Origin of the sequence: Pseudomonas sp. MWU16-30317, assembly GCF_020515695.1 — a bacterium.
GTDB lineage: Bacteria > Pseudomonadota > Gammaproteobacteria > Pseudomonadales > Pseudomonadaceae > Aquipseudomonas.
Window position 1 is genome coordinate 293,070 of the sequence record NZ_JAIWJA010000003.1, and the last position, 20,872, is coordinate 313,941.

21 protein-coding genes are annotated in these 20,872 nt (G+C 62.3%); 7 read left to right on the plus strand and 14 right to left on the minus strand.

The genetic code is table 11. From position 1 onward, the window contains the following. The first annotated feature begins 74 nt into the window (after window positions 1–74). From LIX93_RS10385 to LIX93_RS10395, 3 genes are all read left to right on the plus strand, one after another. Window positions 75–1,583, plus strand: a complete 1,509-nt coding sequence (locus LIX93_RS10385; protein ID WP_226503954.1) for a DUF6861 domain-containing protein — start codon at window positions 75–77, stop codon at window positions 1,581–1,583. Next, window positions 1,580–2,695: an ADP-ribosylarginine hydrolase Tri1 gene (gene tri1 / locus LIX93_RS10390; RefSeq protein ID WP_226503955.1), complete on the plus strand. Its 1,116-nt coding sequence runs from the start codon at window positions 1,580–1,582 to the stop codon at window positions 2,693–2,695. Before LIX93_RS10385 ends, tri1 begins: the two co-directional genes overlap by 4 nt. A gap of 64 nt (window positions 2,696–2,759) precedes the next feature. Next, window positions 2,760–3,137 (plus strand): SCP2 sterol-binding domain-containing protein, encoded by a 378-nt coding sequence (locus tag LIX93_RS10395; RefSeq protein WP_226503956.1) that lies wholly within the window; start codon window positions 2,760–2,762, stop codon window positions 3,135–3,137. 128 nt (window positions 3,138–3,265) lie between these two features. Here LIX93_RS10395 and LIX93_RS10400 read toward each other — a convergent pair whose 3' ends face one another. The 6 genes from LIX93_RS10400 to exbB all read right to left on the minus strand — a co-directional run bounded on the left by LIX93_RS10400 (window position 3,266) and on the right by exbB (window position 10,128). Then, entirely contained in the window at window positions 3,266–4,663 is a 1,398-nt protein-coding gene (locus tag LIX93_RS10400) for an aminoacyl-tRNA deacylase and HDOD domain-containing protein (protein WP_226503957.1), read from the minus strand. A gap of 120 nt (window positions 4,664–4,783) precedes the next feature. After that, entirely contained in the window at window positions 4,784–6,874 is a 2,091-nt protein-coding gene (gene recG / locus LIX93_RS10405) for an ATP-dependent DNA helicase RecG (RefSeq protein WP_226503958.1), read from the minus strand. 72 nt (window positions 6,875–6,946) lie between these two features. Further along, window positions 6,947–7,882 (minus strand): hydrogen peroxide-inducible genes activator, encoded by a 936-nt coding sequence (locus LIX93_RS10410; protein WP_226503959.1) that lies wholly within the window; start codon window positions 7,880–7,882, stop codon window positions 6,947–6,949. 93 nt (window positions 7,883–7,975) lie between these two features. Beyond that, the gene (locus LIX93_RS10415; protein ID WP_226503960.1) at window positions 7,976–8,728 is read right to left on the minus strand and encodes an energy transducer TonB; all 753 of its coding nucleotides are present in this window, start codon (window positions 8,726–8,728) and stop codon (window positions 7,976–7,978) included. Next, window positions 8,725–9,150, minus strand: coding sequence for a TonB system transport protein ExbD (exbD, locus tag LIX93_RS10420; protein ID WP_226503961.1), 426 nt, complete (start codon window positions 9,148–9,150; stop codon window positions 8,725–8,727). Before exbD ends, LIX93_RS10415 begins: the two co-directional genes overlap by 4 nt. Window positions 9,151–9,153: 3 nt before the next feature. After that, on the minus strand, window positions 9,154–10,128 hold the full coding sequence (gene exbB, locus LIX93_RS10425) for a tonB-system energizer ExbB (RefSeq protein WP_226503962.1): 975 nt from the start codon (window positions 10,126–10,128) through the stop codon (window positions 9,154–9,156). Window positions 10,129–10,317: 189 nt separating this feature from the next. Between exbB and LIX93_RS10430 the strand changes: the two genes are divergently transcribed. Beyond that, window positions 10,318–11,175 (plus strand): SDR family oxidoreductase, encoded by an 858-nt coding sequence (locus LIX93_RS10430; RefSeq protein ID WP_226503963.1) that lies wholly within the window; start codon window positions 10,318–10,320, stop codon window positions 11,173–11,175. Window positions 11,176–11,213: 38 nt separating this feature from the next. Here the strand turns inward: LIX93_RS10430 and LIX93_RS10435 are convergent, their stop codons facing one another. The 6 genes from LIX93_RS10435 to LIX93_RS10460 form a co-directional block, all read right to left on the minus strand. After that, on the minus strand, window positions 11,214–11,951 hold the full coding sequence (locus tag LIX93_RS10435) for a hypothetical protein (protein WP_226503964.1): 738 nt from the start codon (window positions 11,949–11,951) through the stop codon (window positions 11,214–11,216). Between the two features lie 68 nt (window positions 11,952–12,019). After that, window positions 12,020–12,400, minus strand: a complete 381-nt coding sequence (locus tag LIX93_RS10440) for a RidA family protein (RefSeq protein WP_226503965.1) — start codon at window positions 12,398–12,400, stop codon at window positions 12,020–12,022. Between the two features lie 42 nt (window positions 12,401–12,442). Beyond that, the gene (spoT, locus tag LIX93_RS10445) at window positions 12,443–14,551 is read right to left on the minus strand and encodes a bifunctional GTP diphosphokinase/guanosine-3',5'-bis pyrophosphate 3'-pyrophosphohydrolase (protein ID WP_226503966.1); all 2,109 of its coding nucleotides are present in this window, start codon (window positions 14,549–14,551) and stop codon (window positions 12,443–12,445) included. Between the two features lie 60 nt (window positions 14,552–14,611). Continuing rightward, window positions 14,612–14,875 (minus strand): DNA-directed RNA polymerase subunit omega, encoded by a 264-nt coding sequence (rpoZ, locus tag LIX93_RS10450; RefSeq protein ID WP_226503967.1) that lies wholly within the window; start codon window positions 14,873–14,875, stop codon window positions 14,612–14,614. A 197-nt stretch (window positions 14,876–15,072) separates the two neighbouring features. Next, on the minus strand, window positions 15,073–15,702 hold the full coding sequence (gene gmk / locus LIX93_RS10455) for a guanylate kinase (protein ID WP_226503968.1): 630 nt from the start codon (window positions 15,700–15,702) through the stop codon (window positions 15,073–15,075). A gap of 13 nt (window positions 15,703–15,715) precedes the next feature. After that, window positions 15,716–16,579, minus strand: a complete 864-nt coding sequence (locus LIX93_RS10460) for a YicC/YloC family endoribonuclease (RefSeq protein ID WP_226503969.1) — start codon at window positions 16,577–16,579, stop codon at window positions 15,716–15,718. Window positions 16,580–16,885: 306 nt separating this feature from the next. Here LIX93_RS10460 and rph point away from each other — a divergent pair, with 306 nt between their 5' ends. Further along, on the plus strand, window positions 16,886–17,608 hold the full coding sequence (gene rph, locus LIX93_RS10465; protein WP_226503970.1) for a ribonuclease PH: 723 nt from the start codon (window positions 16,886–16,888) through the stop codon (window positions 17,606–17,608). A gap of 127 nt (window positions 17,609–17,735) precedes the next feature. Here rph and LIX93_RS10470 read toward each other — a convergent pair whose 3' ends face one another. Then, complete coding sequence (locus LIX93_RS10470; protein WP_226503971.1) at window positions 17,736–18,515, minus strand: exodeoxyribonuclease III; 780 nt, start codon at window positions 18,513–18,515, stop codon at window positions 17,736–17,738. An 81-nt stretch (window positions 18,516–18,596) separates the two neighbouring features. On the opposite strand from LIX93_RS10470, the gene pyrE reads away from it, so the two are divergent. Both pyrE and LIX93_RS10480 read left to right on the plus strand, forming a co-directional pair. Next, a complete protein-coding gene (gene pyrE / locus LIX93_RS10475) occupies window positions 18,597–19,238 on the plus strand; it encodes an orotate phosphoribosyltransferase (protein WP_226503972.1) in 642 nt (213 codons plus the stop codon). Between the two features lie 3 nt (window positions 19,239–19,241). Beyond that, a complete protein-coding gene (locus LIX93_RS10480; protein WP_226503973.1) occupies window positions 19,242–19,850 on the plus strand; it encodes a DUF4124 domain-containing protein in 609 nt (202 codons plus the stop codon). A 108-nt stretch (window positions 19,851–19,958) separates the two neighbouring features. Here LIX93_RS10480 and argB read toward each other — a convergent pair whose 3' ends face one another. After that, window positions 19,959–20,870: an acetylglutamate kinase gene (gene argB / locus LIX93_RS10485; protein WP_226503974.1), complete on the minus strand. Its 912-nt coding sequence runs from the start codon at window positions 20,868–20,870 to the stop codon at window positions 19,959–19,961. Window positions 20,871–20,872: the final 2 nt, after the last annotated feature.

A 20,872-nucleotide genomic window follows, 5' to 3' on the forward strand; every position in this document is an offset into this window, starting at 1 on the left:
GTTAGCAATGGGCTAATGCGTCTCAATAGTTGTAAGTGTGTTGTATAAGCCACACCAAGGACAGCCCCACCCAAATGGACCTCCTAGACAACGTCCCCTCCTGGGACGACGTCGAGCGCAACCTCGACCTCAAGCTCCGCCAGCTCGACCACGGCGTGAAGTCCACCTGGCAGAGCGCTCAGGACGGTTGGATCGGGGTATCCCGCCAAGTCAGCGAGGGCGCCAGCCAGGCCTACGGCTACGTGGGCGGTTACCGCATCGATGCCATACGCCAGGCGATGTCGCGCTCCTATCCGCTGATCGAGTCGGACCTCAGGCGAAAGTGGGCATCGATCAACATCGACCAGATCCTCCCGGTGCTGTTGCAACTGGTGAAGGAAGTCGCTTTGATCCTCGGCGCCAGCGTGGCGGTCGGTACAGCGGCCGGTGGCGCTGCGGGTGCATTCGCCTTCGGCGTGGGCGCGGTACCGGGCGCTGCGGCGGGCGCCGGGATCGGTTTGCAGATCGGCAACCTGATTCTGATGGGCCTCGGGCTCAAGGCCATCGCCGAGTACTTCTACGATGGCCTGCCCGCTTGCCTGTCGACCTTATCGTCAGCCATGTCCACCTCGTGGCACGCTGGTGATGATTTCAAGCCGGCAGGCCTGGACCCTACCGGTGGTTTCGCCGCCCGCTCGCAAGCGCAGATCGACCGCGCGGCCCATCAGTTCGCTCAGGGGCAGGAGCAGTTGGTGATGCTGCTGCTGATGGCGATCGTCACCTACCTCACCCGCGGTCAGGTGAAGGCTGGCGTGGTCGGCAGTGTGGAAAGCATCGCCCAGCGCAGTGCCAAGTTGCATGCCGAGATCTCCAACAAAAAACTCGCCGCGTGGCTGGCGCAGAACGAAGAGCGGCTGCTGGCGCATCCCGAGTTGCAGGAGCACAAGGCCGCAGCCGCGTCCGCTTCGGAAGCCAAGGCCGCCCTTGAAAAGCTCGAACCTGCGAAGCCCAAAGAGCCGGTGGCGACTAAACCACCCGAGCCGAAAAGGGCTGTCGCGCCGCCACTGATGTCGCTTAAGGACGCCGTCGGCGAGCAGGCTGCCAATCGATGGATCGCAGCCGGCCGGAAAGCAGCCGAGTCGGACCCGGTGCGTTCCGCAATGCTCACCGATGATCAGATCGGCGCGCTGCACGGTTATACGCTGAACGAGGGCTACAGCTGGATCAACCCGGCCTTGCGCGGCCAGACCACCCTGACGCCGCAGATGGAGGCCTTCGCCACGCACATCACCGAAGGGCTGCGACAACTTCCGGCCTATACCGCCGGCAACACCTTCAGAGGCACGACTTTACCGGCCGATGTGCTTGATAAAATATACATAGGCGGGACCACTAAAGATGGCGCGTTCATGAGTACCTCAGCCGCAACCGGATTCATGGGCGATGTGCAGATGCAGGTTACCGGGACTTCGGGCCGCGATATCAGCTTCCTTTCGGCGTTTCCCGAAGCTGAAGTGCTGTATCCGCCAGGCGTACAATTCGAAGTATTGAACCGTATTGAGCAAGGTTCCACGACCCACATCGCTATCAAAGAGATCCCATGATTGATTTAAGAAGCTCCACCGAAGCCATCGATCAATACATCGCGCGATATGCCGATCTGCTCCCAGCGCCGTCGCCCCAGTTGCGTCAACGCATGGACTACACCTTGGCGCCCGACGCGCCCAAGCCCGCGAATGTAAAGCCGGCCTGGCTCGCTTCCAAGGTCTGCACTCTCACCAAAGAGCAAGCGCTCGACCGAGCCAAGGGCTGTCTACTGGGGCTGGCGATCGGCGATGCCGTGGGCACGACCCTGGAGTTTCTGCCGCGCGACCGCGAGCACGTCGACGACATGGTCGGTGGTGGGCCGTTCAAGCTTCAGCCGGGGGAGTGGACCGACGACACCAGCATGGCGCTGTGCCTCGCCGATATGTATTTGGCCAAGAACGACTTCGACTATCAGGACTTCGCCGAGCGCCTGTGCCGCTGGTACCAGAAAGGCGAGAACAGTCATAACCAGCGCTGCTTCGACATTGGCAACGCTACTCGCGAAGCGCTTGAGGGTTTTCTGGCAAAAGGCCTAGGCTGGTACGGCAACGATCACCCGTCCACGGCGGGTAACGGTTCGATTATCCGTTTGGCGCCCACTGCGCTCTTCTGGCGGCACTCGCTATCGGCGACCTGGCAGCAAAGCGCAGCCCAAAGCCGCCCAACGCATCGGGCGATGGAGGCCGTGAGCTGTTGCCAACTGTTCGGTGCGCAGTTGAATCTCGCCCTTAACGGAGCGGATAAAGAAGAGGCCTTGGCGCCGAAGGTACGCCCGTTATTCCCGCGTCCTTTGCTGATCAATGCGGGGGAGTACAAACAAAAGACCCGTGAACAGATCCGTTCTTCGGGGTATGTGGTCGACACGCTGGAAGCAGCATTATGGGCGGTATGGAACACTGACAATTTCAGAGACGCTATTTTGCTGGCTGCGAATCTGGGCGACGATGCCGACAGTGTGGCGGCAACGGCCGGGCAGATGGCCGGGGCGCTGTATGGCGTGTCGGGGATACCGCCTGAGTGGGTGCGGGATGTGGCGTGGTCAGAGCATATCCAAAGCCTGGCGCAGCAGTTGTTCGAGCGAGCGCCACAGCACTCGCCATTGGATGACATCGCCTATGGAGGTCGCTGAGTGCACGGTCCAGCTGCGAAGACGATATACTCCGGCCCAGTCACTTTTAAGTCGGAGTACCCCCATGAAGTTTCGCTTCCTCCTCTGGGCCCTTGGCCTGCTGATGGCGCGTGCCAGCCGCAAGAATCCTGCGTTCGAACAGCAGCTGGCTGGTAAGGATCTGACCTTCCAGCTACAAACGGCGGACTCCAGGGTCGCCCGGCATTTCACCGTCAAAAACCAGCGCGTCACCAGCCGCAGCGGCACGGTGGCTGAGCCGGCGTTTGCGATTGTGTTCAAGGATGCCGGGTATGGCTTCGCCACGCTGCAGGCGAAAAACAAGCAACTGGCGTTCATGCAGGGAATTCAGGACAAGCACATCCAGATCACTGGCAACACGGGGTTGGTGATGTGGTTTCAGGGGTTGATGAAGTATTTGATGCCGCGCAAGAAGAAGGTTTAACGCGGGGGATATGAAGGCCTCTTCGCGGGCAAGCCCTGCTCCCACAGTGTAGGGCTCACCCCTGTGGGAGCAAAGCTTGCTCGCGAAGGGGCCATTTGCTTCGCAGCACATGGCCCGCCAGGCAACTCTCAGCTATTGAACTGCGAAGCCAGTTCGCGCAGCAGCGCTTCGGCTTCGATCACCTTGTTGACCACATCCTCGGCTTTTTCGCGGCTCAGGCCAACTCGCTCGAGCAGTTCGTCCGGGATACCGTCGTCAGTATCGCTACCGATGCCGCGGCTACGCAGCAGGCGCACCGAAAGGCATACCAGGTTCGGATACAGCGCGTTCTCGCCATCATAGGACGGGTCCTGCTGGAAGCGCAGGGCCGCAGCCAATTCTTCGGGCAGGTCCCAGAAGCGCATCAGCCAGGCACCGATCTGCTCGCGGCTGATGCCCAGCAGATGTTGCTCGATATAGCTGTGGCTCAGGTGCGGGTTGACCTCCAGGTGCCGGCAGATCAGCGAGAAGTGCGGCGGAAACACATGGGCCAGCAGCAGGTAACCGAAGTTGTGCAGCAGGCCGGCCAGATAGGTGAGGCCGGCTTCCGGGCGCTGGGCGCGAGGAATGGCACGGGTCAGGCCTTCAATCACGGCGGCGGTGTAGATCGACTGCTGCCAGTATGGTGTGGCGTGTTGCGGATGGTCCTTGGGCAGGCTCAGGGTCTTGCCGAGGGCCAGGCCCAGCGCCAGGTTGATCACCAGGTCGAAGCCCAGCACGCGGACGATGGCATCTTCCACCGAGCGGATCTTGCCCGGCGAGGCGTAGTAGGGCGAAGCGGCCCAGCTGACGACCTGTGCGGCCAGCGACGGATCGGTCTCGACCACGCCGGTGATGTCATCGATGGTGGCGTTGGGGTCGACCCGCAGCTTGATGATCTTTTGCGCGGTTTCAGGCAGCGGCGGGATCTCGATGGTCGCTTCGAGGCGCTGCTGGATGCGCCGCGCGGTAAACTTCTGCACGGCCTTGGTGATTTCTGCCGGGTCGTCGTTAGGGCGATCCAGGTTGCGGGCGATGGTCACCACCGGCTCGCCGAAATTACCGGAGCTGGCCTTGACCAGGGTCTTCTTGAAGTCTTCGCTGGAGATTTCCAGCAGCAGGCCGGTCTCGCCCGAACTGATCAGCAGCGACTCGGGCTGCAGCAGACGCTCGTCGTAGAGGCAGGGCGAACTGGTCAGGGTTGGCAGGCCAGGCAGTACGCTCAGGCCATGTTCGTTGAGCATGCGCTTGAGTTTGCTCAGCGGCAGCGCGGTGAGCTTGCGGCCGGTGACTTCCTCGAGACGATTGAGGTCGATCAACTGGTTCTGCGGAACCAGCACCATCAGTGCACCGACGGCATCGGCGAGCAACACAGCCTGCACCTTGCGGGCGCGGTCGAGCCCCACATGGTCATGCACTTCGGTGAACGCGATACCCTGTTTGTCGAGCAAGTTCTGGATCACACGCGGGGCGATCGGTGCGGGAACGTCCAATGCAACTTCAGTCATGTGTGCTGTATCCGAATTCCTACAATGGCGACAGTATATCCAGCTTGCACAATAAGCGGGATTCGTTCTTAAAGCCTAATTTCATCGCGTTTTTTTCAGACGAACGGTCAGCTTTGAGCATCAAACCTGGCCGTATTGCTGGCCGTGGCGCAACCATCGCTCCAACAGCGGTGTGACATGTTCAGGCCAGCGTGCAATCAAGGCTTGCGCAGCATCGCGAACGGCGGGCAGCAGGTCGGCATCGCGCATCAGGTCAGCCACCTTGAACTGTAGCAGCCCGGTCTGGCGCGTACCTAGCATCTCGCCCGGTCCACGGATCTGCAGGTCTTTCTCGGCGATGACGAAACCATCGTTGGTCTCGCGCATGATACCCAGGCGTTCGCGGCCGATCTGCGACAGCGGTGGGTGATAGAGCAATACGCAGTGGCTGGCCGCGCTGCCGCGACCAACGCGGCCGCGCAATTGGTGCAACTGCGCCAGGCCCAGGCGTTCGGGGTTTTCGATGATCATCAGGCTGGCGTTGGGCACGTCGACGCCGACCTCGATCACCGTGGTCGCGACCAGCAATTGCAGGTGGCCTTGCTTGAATTCGGCCATGATCGCGGCCTTTTCGGCGGGCTTCATGCGCCCGTGAATCAGGCCCACGCGTAGCTCGCCGAGGGCGCTGCCGAGTTCTTCGAAGGTGGTTTCGGCGGCCTGGCAGGTGAGTTCTTCGGACTCTTCGATCAGGGTGCACACCCAATACGCCTGACGCCCCTCGGCACAGGCAGCGCGGACCCGTTCGATGACTTCGATGCGCCGCGTGTCGACCACCAGCACGGTGTTCACTGGCGTGCGGCCCGGCGGCAGTTCGTCGAGGATCGAGGTGTCGAGGTCGGCGTAGGCGCTCATGGCCAGCGTGCGCGGGATCGGCGTGGCGGTCATGATCAACTGGTGCGGGCAGAGCTTGGTGCCGATGCCGTCGATACTCACGCCTTTCTCGCGCAGTGCCAGGCGCTGCTGGACGCCGAAGCGGTGTTGCTCGTCGATGACCACCAGGGCCAGGCGATGGAACTGCACCTCGGGCTGGAACAGCGCGTGAGTGCCGACCACCATGGGCGCGCCTGCCGCGATACGCTCCAGCGCGTGCACGCGGTGCTTGCCCTTGAGCTTGCCCGCCAGCCAGGCGACTTCAATGCCGAGGGGCTCGAGCCAGCGCTGGAAGTTGACGAAGTGCTGCTCGGCGAGGATCTCGGTCGGGGCCATCAGGGCCACCTGATAGCCGGCTTCGAGTGCCTGCAGTGCTGCCAGGGCGGCGACTACCGTCTTGCCGGCGCCGACATCGCCCTGGATCAAGCGCAGCATGGGCTCGGGTTGGCTGAGGTCGTAGGCGATCTCTTTGCCGACGCGCTGCTGGGCGCCGGTGGGCGTGAAGCCGAGGTTGGCCAGGTACTGCGCCGGCAGGCGGCTTGCCACCGGCAAGGCTGGCGCGCGCTGAGACTTGAGGCTCTCGCGCAGGCGCTGCTGGGACAGTTGGTGGGTCAGCAGTTCTTCAAACGCCAGGCGGTGCTGGGCCCAGTGATGACCCAGGGCGAGCTCCTCAAGGTCGGCGTCGGGCGGCGGATGATGCAGGTAGCGGATGGCATCGTCCAGCGGCGCCAGTTGATAGTCTCGCGCCAGCTCCTGGGGCAGCCAATCCGGCAGGCTGCGCGGCCCGAGCATGCTTAGCGCCTGCTGCGAAAGCTGACGCAGGCGTGCCTGGGTCAGGCCCTCGGTGGTCGGGTAGATGGGCGTGAGGTTCTGCTCCACCGGGATCTGCTCGTCGCCGGTCAGGGCGCGGTATTCGGGATGGTAGATTTCCAGGCCCGAGGCGCCGGGGCGGGCTTCGCCGTAGCAGCGCAAATGGGTGCCGCGCTTGAGCGCTTCTTTCTGCGCGTTGCTGAAGTGGTAGAAGCGCAGGCTCAGCGAACCGGTACCGTCGCCCAGGCGCACCAGCAGGCTGCGGCGCTTGCCCATGGACACGTCGGCGCCGCTGACCACCCCTTCGATCACCGCATCCTGGCCCGGACGCAGGGCGCCAATGGGCACCACGCGGGTGCGGTCCTGATAGCGCAAGGGCAAGTGAAACAGCACGTCCTGTAGGTTTTCGAGGCCGACCTTGGCGAGCTTTTCAGCCATTGCCTCGCCAACGCCCTTGAGCGCCGTGACCGAGACCTTGGACAGCTCAGTCATGAGCGCTGCTCAAGGGGGCGCGGCTTTTCAAAGAATAGCTATTCAGGACCCGGCTTTTCATGACCCAGCTCTTCATGACGCGACTTTGGCCGTCGGCACCAGCGGCTTGGCCACCGAGCACAGGCGCACCGAGTCCGCGAGGATCTCGATCGCCTTGGGCCGCGGGAAACTGGCGCGCCAGGCAATGGCGACCGTGCGGAAGGCCGCAGGTGGGGTCAGCGGCCGCACTTCGATCACGCCGGGCTGGTAGTGATGGCTATCGACAGCCGACAGCGGCAGCACCGACACGCCCAGACCCGAGGCGACCATGTGGCGGATGGTTTCCAGCGAGCTGGATTCCACGGTGGTGTGGCGCGCGGCATCCGAGCCTTTGGCCAGCGTCGGGCACGCTTCGAGCACCTGGTCGCGGAAGCAATGACCTTCGCCGAGCAGCAGCAGGCTCTTGTCGTTGAGCAGGCCGGCGTCGATGGTTTCCTTGCGCGTCCACGGGTGGTCGCTCGGCATCAGCACGTAGAACGGCTCATCGTAGAGCGGCAGGGTCAGCACGTCGGCTTCGTTGAACGGCAGGGCGATGATGATCGCGTCAAGTTCACCGTTGCGCAGTTTGTCGCGCAGTACATGGGTGAAGTTCTCTTCGATATACAGCGGCATCTGCGGTGCGACACGATGCAGTTGCGGGATCAGGTGCGGGAACAGGTACGGGCCGACGGTATAGATGGCGCCGACCTTGAGCGGTGCGGTGAGCTGGTTCTTGCCGGCCTGGGCCAGTTCGCGGATGCCTTGGGCCTGTTCGAGGACCTTCTGCGCCTGGGCGACGATGCCCTCGCCGACCGGCGTCAGGCGCACCGCGCTCTTGCTGCGCTCGAAGATCAGCACACCGAGTTCATCCTCGAGTTTCTTCACTCCCACCGACAAGGTCGGCTGGCTGACGTGGCAACGCTCGGCCGCGTGACCGAAGTGTTGCTCTTGGGCGAGAGTGACGATGTAGCGCAATTCTGTAAGGGTCATAACGTGCGTCCTGTAATAGCCGCCCCAGCATAGCGGCTGCGATCGATAGACGCACGTTATCAAGATCGCTTCTGTAACACAGAAGCGATTATTTCAGCGTTTATCCAGGGAATAAACGAAAGGCGCGACCACTTCCAGGCTGCCGTTGTTGAGCAGCTCCTTCGGCGGAACCGGCAACGGCTGCGCGCGGCGGATCATGTCGAGCGTGGCGCGATCCAGCGAGGCACTGCCAGATTCACCCGCGATGGCATAGGACAGCACTTTGCCTTCGGCGTCCACAGTGAAGCGCAGCTTGACTACCCCCTGAGTACCACGACGACGAGCATCTTCAGGATATTTCTTGAACTTGGCCAGATGGCGCAGCAGGTCACCCTGCCAGCTTGGCAGCGCGTTGCTGTTGGACGGCATCGGTGGCTCTGACTTTTCCGCCTTGGGCGCAGACTCCTTGGCCGGTGCGGTGTCCACGGTTTTTTCCGCTGGCGGCTGCTCCTTCGGCGGCTCGGGCTTCTTCTCAGGCTTGGGCGGCAGCGGTTTGGGCTTGGGTTTCGGCTTGGGTGGCGGCTTGGGAATAGCGATTTCTGGCTTCGGCGCTTCGGCAACCTTGGGCAGCGGCACCTCTTCCACGGGTTCTGGTGGCGTCGGCGGCGTGATGACCTTGGGTGGCGGCGGCGGCGGCGGTGCCGGCTCGGGCAGCGGCGCGATCTCGACCATCATCGCCTGGGGAGGCAACTCGATGGGCTTGGGCGCGGGCCACTTGAGGGCGATGACGATCGCCAGGGCGTGGATCCCCAGCACGACCGCCAGGCTGCCACCGTAACGCGTCATTCGTTGGCGCGTGGTGATCATTTCTTCGGCGCCGTCTCAAGTCCGACCAGGCCGACCTTCAGATAACCGGCGGCGCGCAGGGAATTCATGACGTCCATCAGCTCACCGTAGTCCACGCCCTTGTCGGCCTGGAAGAAGATGGTGGTGTCTTTCTTGCCCTTGGTCTTGTTGTCCAGGTACTGCCCGAGTTGGGCTGCGTCGACCTTGTCATCGCCCACGTACAGGCTCTTGTCCATCTTCACGCTGAGGAACACGGGCTTCTCGGGTCGGGGCACTGGCTTGGCGGTGGAGGCGGGCAGGTCGACCTTGATGTCTACCGTCGCCAGCGGTGCAGCGATCATGAACACGATCAGCAGCACCAGCATGACGTCGATGAACGGCGTGACGTTGATTTCGTGATTCTCGGCGAGATCGTCGCCGCCTTCGTTCAGATGCAGGCCCACGGATTACCCCACCTTGACCATTTGTGGCTGAGCGGCACGCTCGCCTGGCTGACGGTCGAGGTCGCGGCTGACCAGCAGCAGGACCTGGGCGGAAGCGTCGGAGACCTGTGCCTTGTAGCCGGCGATGGAGCGGGCGAAAACGTTGTAGATGACTACCGCAGGGATGGCCGCGACCAGGCCCAAGGCCGTGGCCAGCAGCGCTTCGGCGATGCCGGGGGCGACCACGGCGAGGTTGGTGGTCTGGGTTCTGGCGATGCCGATGAAGCTGTTCATGATGCCCCACACGGTACCGAACAGGCCGACGAAGGGGGCGGTGGAGCCGATGGTGGCCAGTACGCCGGTGCCCATGCTCATGTTGCGACCGCAGGCCGCGACCAGGCGCTCGAGGCGGAACGACACGCGCTCCTTGATGCCTTCTTTTTCGCGGGTATTGGCCGACAGGTGCATCTCTTCGAGCGCGTCATGTACCAGCAGGTTGGCCAGGGTGCCTTTCTGGGCAGCAGTCTCGGCGGCATCCTTGAGAGTACCGGCGCGCTTGAGCGCGGCGATCTCGCCTTTGAGGCGACGCTTAGCGCCTACCAGCTCGAAGCCCTTGGCGATCCAGATGGTCCAGGTGATGATCGAGGCCATTGCAAGGCCGATCATGACCACCTTCACGACGATGTCGGCGTTCTTGAACATGCCCCACGGGGACAGGTCGTGGGCCATGCCCAGCGAAGTATCTTCAGGGGCTTGTGCGTCATCCGGGGCGACTTGCGAAGCGGCCGGGGCGCTGGCGGTTGGCGCGGCAGAAGTGTCTACCGGTGCCGTGGCGGGCGCGGCGGAAACGGCGGCCGGGGTGGTGACAGGGTGGGTCGGGTCTTCAGCAAAGGCATTGGGTATCAGCGCCAGGCCGAGCAACAAGGCCGCGATACCTCGCCATGCGCGTGGCAGGCTGCGAAGCTTGGTTGGCGATGCTAGAGGTTCGGTACGAGTCATGCTGGCAGGACCTGATGGAAAGAATGTGGGGATGCCCTGCGAGGCCGAAGTCAAGGCCGAGGACAAAACGGACGCGTATTATTGCAATTAATTCTTGTTAGCAAAAGCGAAACAGGTATTTTTTTAATCAGCGCTGGCTGCAAGACGCCCGCCGGCGCTAGTCTGGCGCTTTGAAACGGAGCCTTTGAGATGAGCACGCCCACACTTTTGATCGCCGGTTGCGGTGACGTCGGCAGTCGCCTGGCCCGGCAGATGATCGCTCAGGGCTGGGCCGTGCACGGGCTGCGCCGCTCGCCCGGCAAGCTGCCCGAGGGCGTGTTGCCGATAGCGGCCGATTTGTTCGATGAGCGCTGTCCGGCCGCCTGGCCCACGGGTCCGTTGGACTACCTGGTGTATTGCCTGGCAGCGTCGACCCATGACGAGGCCGGTTATCGGGCGGCCTATGTACAAGGCCTAAAGCACGTACTCGGGTGGTTGCAGCAGCACGGGCAGCGGCCACGACGAGTGTTTTTCGTGTCCAGCAGCAGTGTCTACGGCCAGTTGGCAGGGGAATGGGTCGATGAGGCCTCGGCGGTGGAGCCCAGTGGGTTTTCCGGCAGGATCATGGTCGAGGCCGAGAACACCCTGCTGCACAGCGGCTTGCCGGCGACAGTGGTGCGCTTGACCGGTATCTACGGCCCCGGCCGCGAGCGTTTGCTGACCCAGGTGCGCGAGGGTTACCGCGTGGCCGAGGATCCACCCTTGTATGGCAACCGCATTCACAGTGATGACGCTGCGGGCTTGCTGGCGTTTCTGCTAGGCAGTGACGCGGCGGGCAAGGCCTTGGCCAATGTCTACATAGGTGTGGACGACGCGCCGGCGCCGCTGGCCGAGGTGGTCGCCTGGTTGCGCGAGTATCTGGGCGTGACCGATTGGCAAGCCGAAGCCCAGGTCCGCCGCACTGGCAGCAAGCGCTGCAGCAACGCTCTGGCGCGGCAGTTGGGCTGGGTGCCGCGTTATCCCAGCTACCGCGAAGGCTATGCGGCGATCATCACAGAAGCTCTGTAGCCAAGGGGGCTCGCCCCCTCGCTACAGCGGCAGGACGGTTACTTCTTCTCCAGCAACCAGCGTCGTACACCCGGGTGCAGATCAGGCATTTCGCTGTTCTGGGCCTGGTTGAGCGCCTGCAGGATCTCCAGTTGATCGCCCTTGCGCACGAAAATGAAGGCATTGCCTTGGCCGGCCATTTCCAGCCACATGCTGTCATATTCGCCGCTCATGGCCGCACAATCACCGGCCAGGCACAGTGCGTAGCGATCGATACCGGCCAGCCCGGTGACTTGGCCGAGCGGTGAAAAGGTCGCAATGCCACCCTTGCCCGGACCATCGAGGATTTTCCAGTTACCGCCCATATAGGCCGTATACAGCGCGCGCTCGAAGGTGCTGCCCTGCGCTGCGCCTGCTTCTGCCGGAATCGGCGCCTTGATGAAGTGCTGCTCGCCGCCCGAGTCGCTGGCTGCCTGAGTCAGGTCGGCACCCTTGATAGACAGGGTTTCTTTGTAGTTACCATAAAAGTCGACGTCCCAACCGCCTTCCTTCCTGGGCTGCAACTTGCCTTCGCCCATCTCGAAACCATTGCTGAAGGTGGCCTGGCCGGCTTTGGTATTGAGGCTCCATTCCAGATTAGGGCCGTTGGCCAGCAACGATTGGCGCAGATTAGCGCCTTTGGCTGCCGTATCGATGGCGTTCTGATTGATCCAGATACCGTCCGGATCGACCGGTGGTTTGCTGGCACAGCCGCCCAGCAGGCCGGCGACAAGGATGAAGGCAAGCGCATTGCGCATGGTAGGGGTCCTTCCGAAAAGGGGGAAGAGAAGTGGCGAAGCAGCTGCGCTTCGCCCTGTAGCGCGGTTTATTCGATGACCAGAATAGCGTCCATCTCGACCTGGGCGCCACGCGGCAGTGCTGCAACGCCAATGGCGGCGCGCGCAGGGTAGGGCTGCTCGAAGTAGCGGCCCATGATTTCATTGACCTTGGCGAAGTGGCTCAGGTCGGTGAGGAAGATGTTCAGCTTGACGATGTCCTTGAACGAACCGCCAGCCGCTTCGGCCACGGCCTTGAGGTTTTCGAAGACCTGCACGGTCTGGGCTTCGAAGCCTTCGACCAGCTCCATGGTCTTTGGATCGAGCGGAATCTGCCCGGACATATAGACCGTATTGCCGGCCTTGATGGCCTGGGAATAAGTGCCAATGGCGGCTGGGGCCTTGTCGCTGGTGATCACGGTCTTGGTCATGGATGACTCCTTGAAGGGGCGATGGGGCGCAACTGGCGAGTGTCAGGCACGCATGCGAGTGATGCGAATGACGCCGGCCAGGGCGCGCAGTTTCTTGATGACGCGGGCGAGATGGATGCGATCGTGCACGCTGACCACTAGCTGTACCACGCTGATGCGGCCGTCACGTTCGTCCATGCTGATTTTTTCGATGTTGCCGTCGGCAGCGTTGACGCTGCTGGCCAGAAGGGCGATCAGGCCGCGTTGATGCTCCAGTTCGACGCGCAGCTCGACGTTGAATTCGCCGGTGACATCCTTGGCCCACGACAGCTGAATGCACTTTTCGGGATTGTGGCGAATTTCGCTGATATTGCGGCAGTTCTCCAGGTGCACCACCATGCCTTTGCCGGCCGACAGGTGCCCGACGATCGGGTCGCCCGGGATCGGCGTGCAGCACTTGGCATAGCTGAGTACCAGGCCTTCGGTACCGCGAATGGCCAGCGGTCCTTCCGGATTGGGCAGTTGCTCGCCTTCGGTGGCCAGCAGGCGCCGCGCGACCACGTAGGCCATGCGGTTGCCCAGGCCGATGTCTTCGAGCAGGTCGTCGATGTGCTCGAGGCGGTATTCGCCGAGCATCAATAGCACCCGCTCGTGAGGGATCTTGTCCAGCGAGCTTTCGAAGCCGTTGAGCACCTTGTTGAGCAGCCGCTCGCCCAGCGATACCGATTCGGAGCGGCGTTGCAACTTGAGGGCGTGGCGGATGTGCGTACGCGCCTTGCCGGTGACCACGAAGTTGAGCCAAGCCGGATTGGGGCGGGCCCCTGGGGCGCTGACGATCTCGACCGTGGAACCGCTTTGCAGAGGCTCGGACAGCGGCGCGAGGCGACGATTGATGCGGCAGGCTATGCAGCTGTTACCGACGTCGGTGTGCACTGCGTAGGCGAAGTCGACCGCCGTGGAGCCTTTGGGCAGCTCCATGATGCGGCCTTTGGGCGTGAACACGTAGACCTCGTCCGGGAACAGGTCGATCTTCACGCTTTCGATGAATTCCAGGGAGTTGCCCGCACGTTGCTGCATTTCCAGCACGCCTTTGACCCATTGGCGAGCGCGGGCATGGGTGCCCTTCGGCTGCTCGTCGTCACTGGACTTGTACAGCCAGTGGGCGGCGATGCCGTTGTTGGCCATCTCTTCCATCTCGCGGGTGCGAATCTGGATTTCGATGGGCACGCCGTGCATGCCGAACAGCGTGGTGTGCAGCGACTGGTACCCGTTCGCCTTGGGGATCGCGATGTAATCCTTGAAGCGCCCCGGCAGCGGCTTGTACAGATTGTGCACGGCGCCTAGCACGCGGTAGCAGGTGTCGACCTTGTCGACGACGATGCGGAAGGCGTACACGTCCATGATCTCGGTGAAGGCGCGACGTTTGCCGCGCATCTTCTTGTAGATCCCATAGAGGTGCTTTTGCCGGCCGCTGACGTCGCCTTCGATGCCGTCGACCGCCAGGCAGTGGGCCAGCGATTGCTCGATCTTGGTGACCAGCTCCTTGCGGTTGCCGCGGGCGCGCTTGACCGCCTGGAAGATGCGCTCGGAACGCATCGGGTACATGGCCTTGAAACCCAGGTCCTCGAACTCGATACGCACATTGTGCATACCCAGGCGATTGGCGATGGGGGCGTAGATTTCGAGGGTTTCCTTGGCGATGCGTCGGCGTTTTTCGCCTGACAGCACCTCAAGCGTGCGCATGTTGTGCAAGCGGTCGGCGAGCTTGACCAGGATCACGCGGATGTCCCGCGCCATGGCCATGGCCATTTTCTGGAAATTCTCGGCTTGCGCCTCGGCCTTGGTCTCGAAGTTCATCTGGGTCAGCTTGCTGACCCCGTCGACCAGTTCGGCCACGGTTTCACCGAACTGTGCGCACAGCGCCTCTTTGGCGATACCGGTGTCTTCGATGACGTCGTGAAGCATCGCAGCCATCAGGCTTTGATGATCCATGTGCATGTCGGCGAGGATGTTGGCCACCGCCAGCGGATGCGTGACGTAGGCTTCGCCACTGCGGCGGCGTTGGCCGTCGTGGGCTTGTTCGGCGTAGAAGTACGCTCGGCGGACCAGATTGACCTGGTCCTTGCCGAGGTAGGTCGACAAACGATCGGCGAGGTGGTCTATGCTCGGCAAGAGAAAGTCTCCTGTCGATGATCATCGACCTTCGCCTGGCTACGTCGACAGGGCATGGGCTTAGATAGCCTCGTTGGCCTCGTCTTCGAAAGCAGCGAAGAGCGGCTCTTCGTCGACGATTTCGGCTTCGGCGATAACGGCGTAGTCGATCAGGCCGGCAGCGATTTCACGCAGCGCCATTACGGTAGGCTTGTCGTTTTCCCAGGCCAGCTTTGGCTCTTTGCCGCCGGTAGCCAGCTGACGTGCACGCTTGGTAGACAGCATGACCAGCTCAAAGCGGTTATCCACGTGTTCTAGGCAATCTTCAACGGTTACGCGGGCCATGGTCTTCCTCGTAGCAAATGCGGTATGCGCGCCGAATGGGCGAGCGGACTAGATAGTTTAAAAAATCACCAGCAAATAGGGAAGCTTTTGTTTTTGCTGGGGGCGTGGTCGACTGCGCGGGCCTCTTCGCGAGCAAGCTTTGCTCCTGCAGGTGTACGACGTCACTCTGTGGGAGCGGACTCTGCCCGCGAAGCTTCTCAGGCCAGCAAACTCGCCAGCAACGGGCTGAACCGCTGCTGCTGCGGCGCTTGCTGCAGGCGGTTGGCGCGGAAGATGGCCTTCAGGTCTTCGAGGGCAGCGGCGAAATCGTCGTTGATGACGAGGAAATCATACTCCACGTAGTGGCTCATCTCGCTGACCGCTTCGCGCATGCGCCCTTCGATGATCTCGTCGCTGTCCTGGCCGCGATTGGTCAGGCGCTGGCGCAGCGCCTGCTGCGACGGCGGCAGGATGAAGATCGAGCGCGCCTTGGGCATCAGGCGGCGGACTTGCTCGGCGCCTTGCCAGTCGATCTCGAGGATAAGGTCGTGGCCTTCGTCGAGGGTCTGCTGCAGCGTGCTCTGGGAGGTCCCATAGAGATTGCCGAAGACTTCCGCGTGCTCCAGGAAATCGCCGTGCTCGATCAGAGCGAGGAATTCGGCGCGCTCGACGAAGTGGTAGTTGACCCCGTTCTGTTCGCCCGGACGCATGGCGCGGGTGGTATGCGACACCGACAGGCGAATGCTTGGCTCGGCCGTGTTCGCGTCGAGCAAGGCCTTGACCAGGCTGGTCTTGCCGGCGCCCGAGGGGGCCGAAATAATGTAGAGGGTGCCAGGGGTGTGGTTCATGTCAGGGATAACCTTACTCAATGTTCTGCACTTGTTCGCGCATCTGTTCGATCAGGACCTTCAGGTTCACCGCCGCTTGGGTGCTGCGCGGGTCGAAGGCCTTGGAGCCCAGGGTGTTGGCTTCGCGGTTGAGTTCCTGCATGAGGAAATCCAGGCGCCGACCTGCGGCGCCCCCGGCCTTGAGCACGCGACGCACTTCGGTGACGTGGGTGCTCAGGCGGTCGAGTTCTTCGGCGACGTCGCTCTTTTGCGCGAGCAGGACCATTTCCTGCTCGAGGCGCTGCGGGTCGAGCTCGGCGTGCATGTCGGCGACGCGGTCGAGAATTTTCTGCCGTTGCGTGGCGAGCATCTGCGGCACCAGCTGGCGCATGGTGGCGACTTCGGTGCTCATGGCGTCGAGACGATCGTTGATCAGCCGCGCCAGGTCGCTGCCTTCGCGATCGCGGCCTGCCTTGAGTTCGAGCAGTGCGGCGTCGAACAGTGCCAGCGCCTCGGCGTTCAGGGCCTGCGGATCGGCCGCATCGGCCACCAGCACGCCCGGCCAGGCCAGTACTTCCAGCGGGTTGATGGCGGCGGGCTGGTGAATCAGTGCTGCAACAGTCTGGGCGGCGTTGATCAGCTGCGCTGCACGCTCGCTGTCCACCTGCAGGGGCTTGCCGGTGGTCTCGTCGGCGAAGCGCAGGGTGCATTCGAGCTTGCCGCGGGAGATGGCCTGGCGCAACGCATCGCGCACGCCGCCTTCGAGGTCGCGAAAGGCTTCGGGCAGACGCAGGTGCGGTTCGAGGTAGCGGTGGTTGACCGAGCGTATTTCCCAGCTCAGCGTACCCTGGGCACCGGCCCGTTCGACACGGGCGAAGGCGGTCATGCTGTGCACCATGGGAAGTACCTCGCGCAAGAGTGAAAGCCGAACGGCTGCAAAGGCGCGAGATTGTAGCGCACCCCGAGCCTGCCTCCCAATGTGCTGATACAAATCAGTGCACGCCGCCGAGCGGAAACTGCGCTTCGTAGCGAGGGGACTTGGCCCCGATCAGGTGTACCGGATGCCCATGGGGCAGCGATGTGGCCATCGGGGGGCGAGCCCCCTCGCTGCAGTTGTGTTGAGGGGCAGGCATCTTTAGCGGGCAGGGAAGAGCGCGAGCCCCTATAATGTGCGGCAGTTTTAATCCCAGTACAGGTATCCCAGATGAAACGTCCAAGTGGTCGCGTTGCCGATCAGCTCCGCTCGATCCGCATCACCCGCAACTACACCAAACACGCCGAGGGGTCTGTGCTGGTCGAGTTCGGTGACACCAAGGTCATCTGCACGGTCAGCGTCGAAAACGGCGTGCCGCGCTTCCTCAAGGGCCAGGGTCAAGGTTGGCTGACGGCCGAATACGGCATGCTGCCCCGCGCCACCGGCGAGCGTAATCAGCGTGAGGCCAGTCGCGGCAAGCAAGGCGGCCGCACGCTCGAGATCCAGCGCTTGATCGGTCGCTCGTTGCGCGCGGCACTGGACATGAGCAAGCTGGGTGACGTCACCCTGTACGTCGACTGCGACGTCATCCAGGCCGACGGTGGCACCCGTACCGCGTCGATCACCGGTTCCATGGTGGCGTTGATCGATGCCCTCAAGGTCATCAAGAAGCGCGGCGGCCTCAAGGGCGGCGATCCGCTCAAGCAGATGATCGCTGCTGTGTCGGTCGGCATGTACCAGGGAGAGCCAGTGCTCGACCTCGACTACCTGGAAGACTCGGCCGCCGAGACCGACCTCAACGTGGTCATGACCAACACCGGTGGTTTCATCGAGGTGCAGGGTACCGCTGAAGGTGCGCCGTTCCAGCCAGAAGAGCTGAACGCCATGCTGGATCTGGCACGCAAGGGCATGAACGAAATTTTCGAGCTGCAGAAGGCCGCTTTGGCTGACTGACTGCGGGCGTTGAACGCTCATCTTTGACCTGTGGGCGCAAGACCGCTCCCACAGGGTGAGGTGCAGCATTGGCCCACAAAAAAACCGACGCTTTCAAGGGCGTCGGTTTTTTTATGCGTGCAGTCAATCAGATGGTCAGCGTCCAGTCGTAATCGACGATCAGCGGCGCATGTTGCGAAAAGCGCGGCTGACGCGGATGACGGGCGCTGCGCACGAAGCGGCGCAGGCCGGGGGTGAGGATCTGGTAATCGAAGCGCCAGCCGAGGTTGAGCATCTCGGCCTGCTCGCTGTCTGGCCACCAGCTGTACTGCTCACCTTCGCGGCTGACTTCGCGCAGCGCATCGACATAGCCCATGTTGCCGACCATTTCATCCATCCACGCGCGTTCAGGCGCGAGGAAGCCGGGCGACTGTTGGCTGTCGCGCCAGTTCTTGACGTCCAGCTTCTGCTGCGAAACATACAGCGAGCCGCAATAGATGTATTCGCGGCGTTTACGGCGCTGTTTGTCCAGATAGCGGCCGAAGTCGTCCATCAGCTTGAATTTCTGGTTCAAGTCTTCATCGCCGTTTTGTCCGGACGGGAAGAGCAAGGTCGCAATACTGACCTTATCGAAGTCAGCTTGCAGGTATCGGCCATAACGGTCGGCTGTTTCGAAACCCAGACCGTTGATGATCGCCTTCGGCTGCAGGCGCGAATAAAGTGCAACGCCCCCTTGAGCAGGCACTTCGGCATCGGCTGCGTACAGGAAATAGCCATCCAGCTGATAGGCTGAATCGTCCAGTTCGAAGGCCGAGGCGCGAGTATCCTGCACGCAGATGACATCGGCATTCTGGGCTTGTAGCCAGCTGAGCAAACCGCGCTCGACTGCCGCCTGAATGCCATTCACGTTCACACTGATTATCCGCATAAATGGCCCCATAAATCTCGTGCGTGTATGATACCCGAGCTCAACTTAATTAGCTAAATCCGTAGTGTCCGGGACTTTTAAATGCACGCCTATCAGCGCGACTTCATTCGATTTGCCATTGACCGCGGCGTGCTGCGCTTTGGCCAGTTCACCCTGAAATCAGGGCGTACCAGCCCTTATTTCTTTAACGCGGGGTTGTTCAATAGTGGTTCGGCGTTGGCGAAACTGGGGCGCTTTTATGCCGCAGCCATCGTCGAGAGCGGGATCTCTTTCGACGTGTTGTTCGGCCCGGCCTACAAAGGTATTCCACTGGCGGCGGCCACGGCGGTGGCCCTGGCGGAGCATCACGACATCGATACGCCGTGGTGTTTCAACCGCAAGGAAGCCAAGGATCACGGCGAGGGCGGCAGCCTGGTCGGCGCGCCATTGGCTGGCGATGTGTTGATCATCGACGACGTGATCACCGCCGGCACCGCCATCCGCGAGGTCATGCAGATCATCCAGGGCGCCAATGCCAAGGCTTGCGGCGTGCTGATCGCGCTCAATCGCCAGGAGCGCGGCAACGGCGAGTTGTCTGCTATCCAGGAAGTCGAGCGCGATTTCGCCATCCCGGTCGTAAGCATCGTCTCGCTGAATCAAGTGCTGGAGTTCCTCGCCGACGACCCGCAGCTCAAGCAGCACCTGCCGACCGTCGAGGCTTATCGCGCGCAATACGGTATCTGATCGGTGTTCGTGGCCCGCGCCCTCAGGACCTTGCTGCTGATTGCGCCACTGGCGACCGCCTGTGCCTGGGCCGCGGACAAGCCGACTATCCAGCTGTACCGGTACGTCGACAGCCGCGGCGTCACCGTGCTGGACACCCAAGGGGTGCCCCCGGAGTACGTTGCCAAGGGTTACCAGATTCTCAATCAGCAGGGGCGGGTCATCCAGACCATCCCACCGGCGCCCACTGCCGAAGAGATCAAGCGCCAGGACGCGCTCAAGGCCCAGGCCGACGCTGACGCTCAGCTGTTGCACCTGTTCCCGAGCCTGCAGGAGCTGGATCACGGGCATATGCGCGAACAGAGCGAGCTGGATACGCGCATTGCCGTCGCCAAGAACAGCCTGGACAGCCTGCAGTTGCAGCAGACCAGCCTGCTGACCCAGGCTGCCGCCCAGCAGCGCGCCTCGCAGCCCGTGCAAGCGTCAATTGTCGAGCAGTTGAAGAGTATCGATAGCGAGCGCGCGAGCCTGAACGCACAGATGGTCAAATACCAGCAGCAGAAGATCGACAGCGACAAGCAGTACGCCGTCTACCGCGCCCGACTGGTGCAGTTGCTGGGGGATGGGCAGTAGTTTCTTGCGCCGATCTTCAGGGCCTCTTCGCGAGCAATCTTTGCTCCCACACTGAAGCCGTTGGGAGCAACGCTTGCCCGCGAAGAGGCACTCAAGCCTTTCGCAGGATCAGAGGGTCTGGCGCTTGCGATTGCTGATCATGGTGCCGTTACCGATGTCGGTGAAAATCTCCAGCAACACCGCGTTCGGCACTCGGCCATCAATGATATGCGCGCTGTTGACGCCACCTTGCACCGCATCCAGAGCACATTTGATCTTCGGCAGCATACCGCCGTAGATGGTGCCATCGGCGATCAGGCCGTTGACCTGCTCTGTGGTCAGGCCGGTCAGCACGGTGCCTTCCTTGTCCATCAAGCCGGCGATGTTGGTCAGTAGCATGAGCTTTTCGGCTTTCAGCGCTTCGGCCACCTTGCCCGCTACCAGGTCGGCGTTGATGTTGTACGACTCGCCATCGGCACCGACCCCGATCGGGGCGATGACCGGGATGTAATCACCGCGTGCCAGCATGTTCAGCAGGTCGGTATTGACCCCGACCACTTCGCCGACGTGGCCAATGTCGATGATTTCCGGTTTGGTCATTTCAGGCGACTGGCGGCTGACGGTCAGTTTTTTCGCGCGGATCAGCTCGGCGTCCTTGCCAGTCAGGCCGATGGCTTTGCCGCCATGGCGATTGATCAGGTTGACGATGTCCTTGTTGACCTGGCCGCCCAGGACCATTTCGACCACGTCCATGGTCTGCGCATCGGTCACCCGCATGCCATCGATGAAGTGGCTCTCGATGGACAGGCGCTTGAGCAAGTCGCCGATCTGCGGGCCACCGCCGTGCACCACCACCGGGTTGATGCCGACCGCTTTCATCAGCACGATGTCGCGGGCGAAGCCGGTCTTGAGCTCCTCGCTTTCCATAGCGTTACCGCCGTACTTGATGACCAGCGTCTTGCCGACGAAGCGGCGGATGTAGGGCAGCGCTTCGGACAAAACCTTGGCAACATTGGTGGCGGCATCGCGTTCGAGGGTCATGC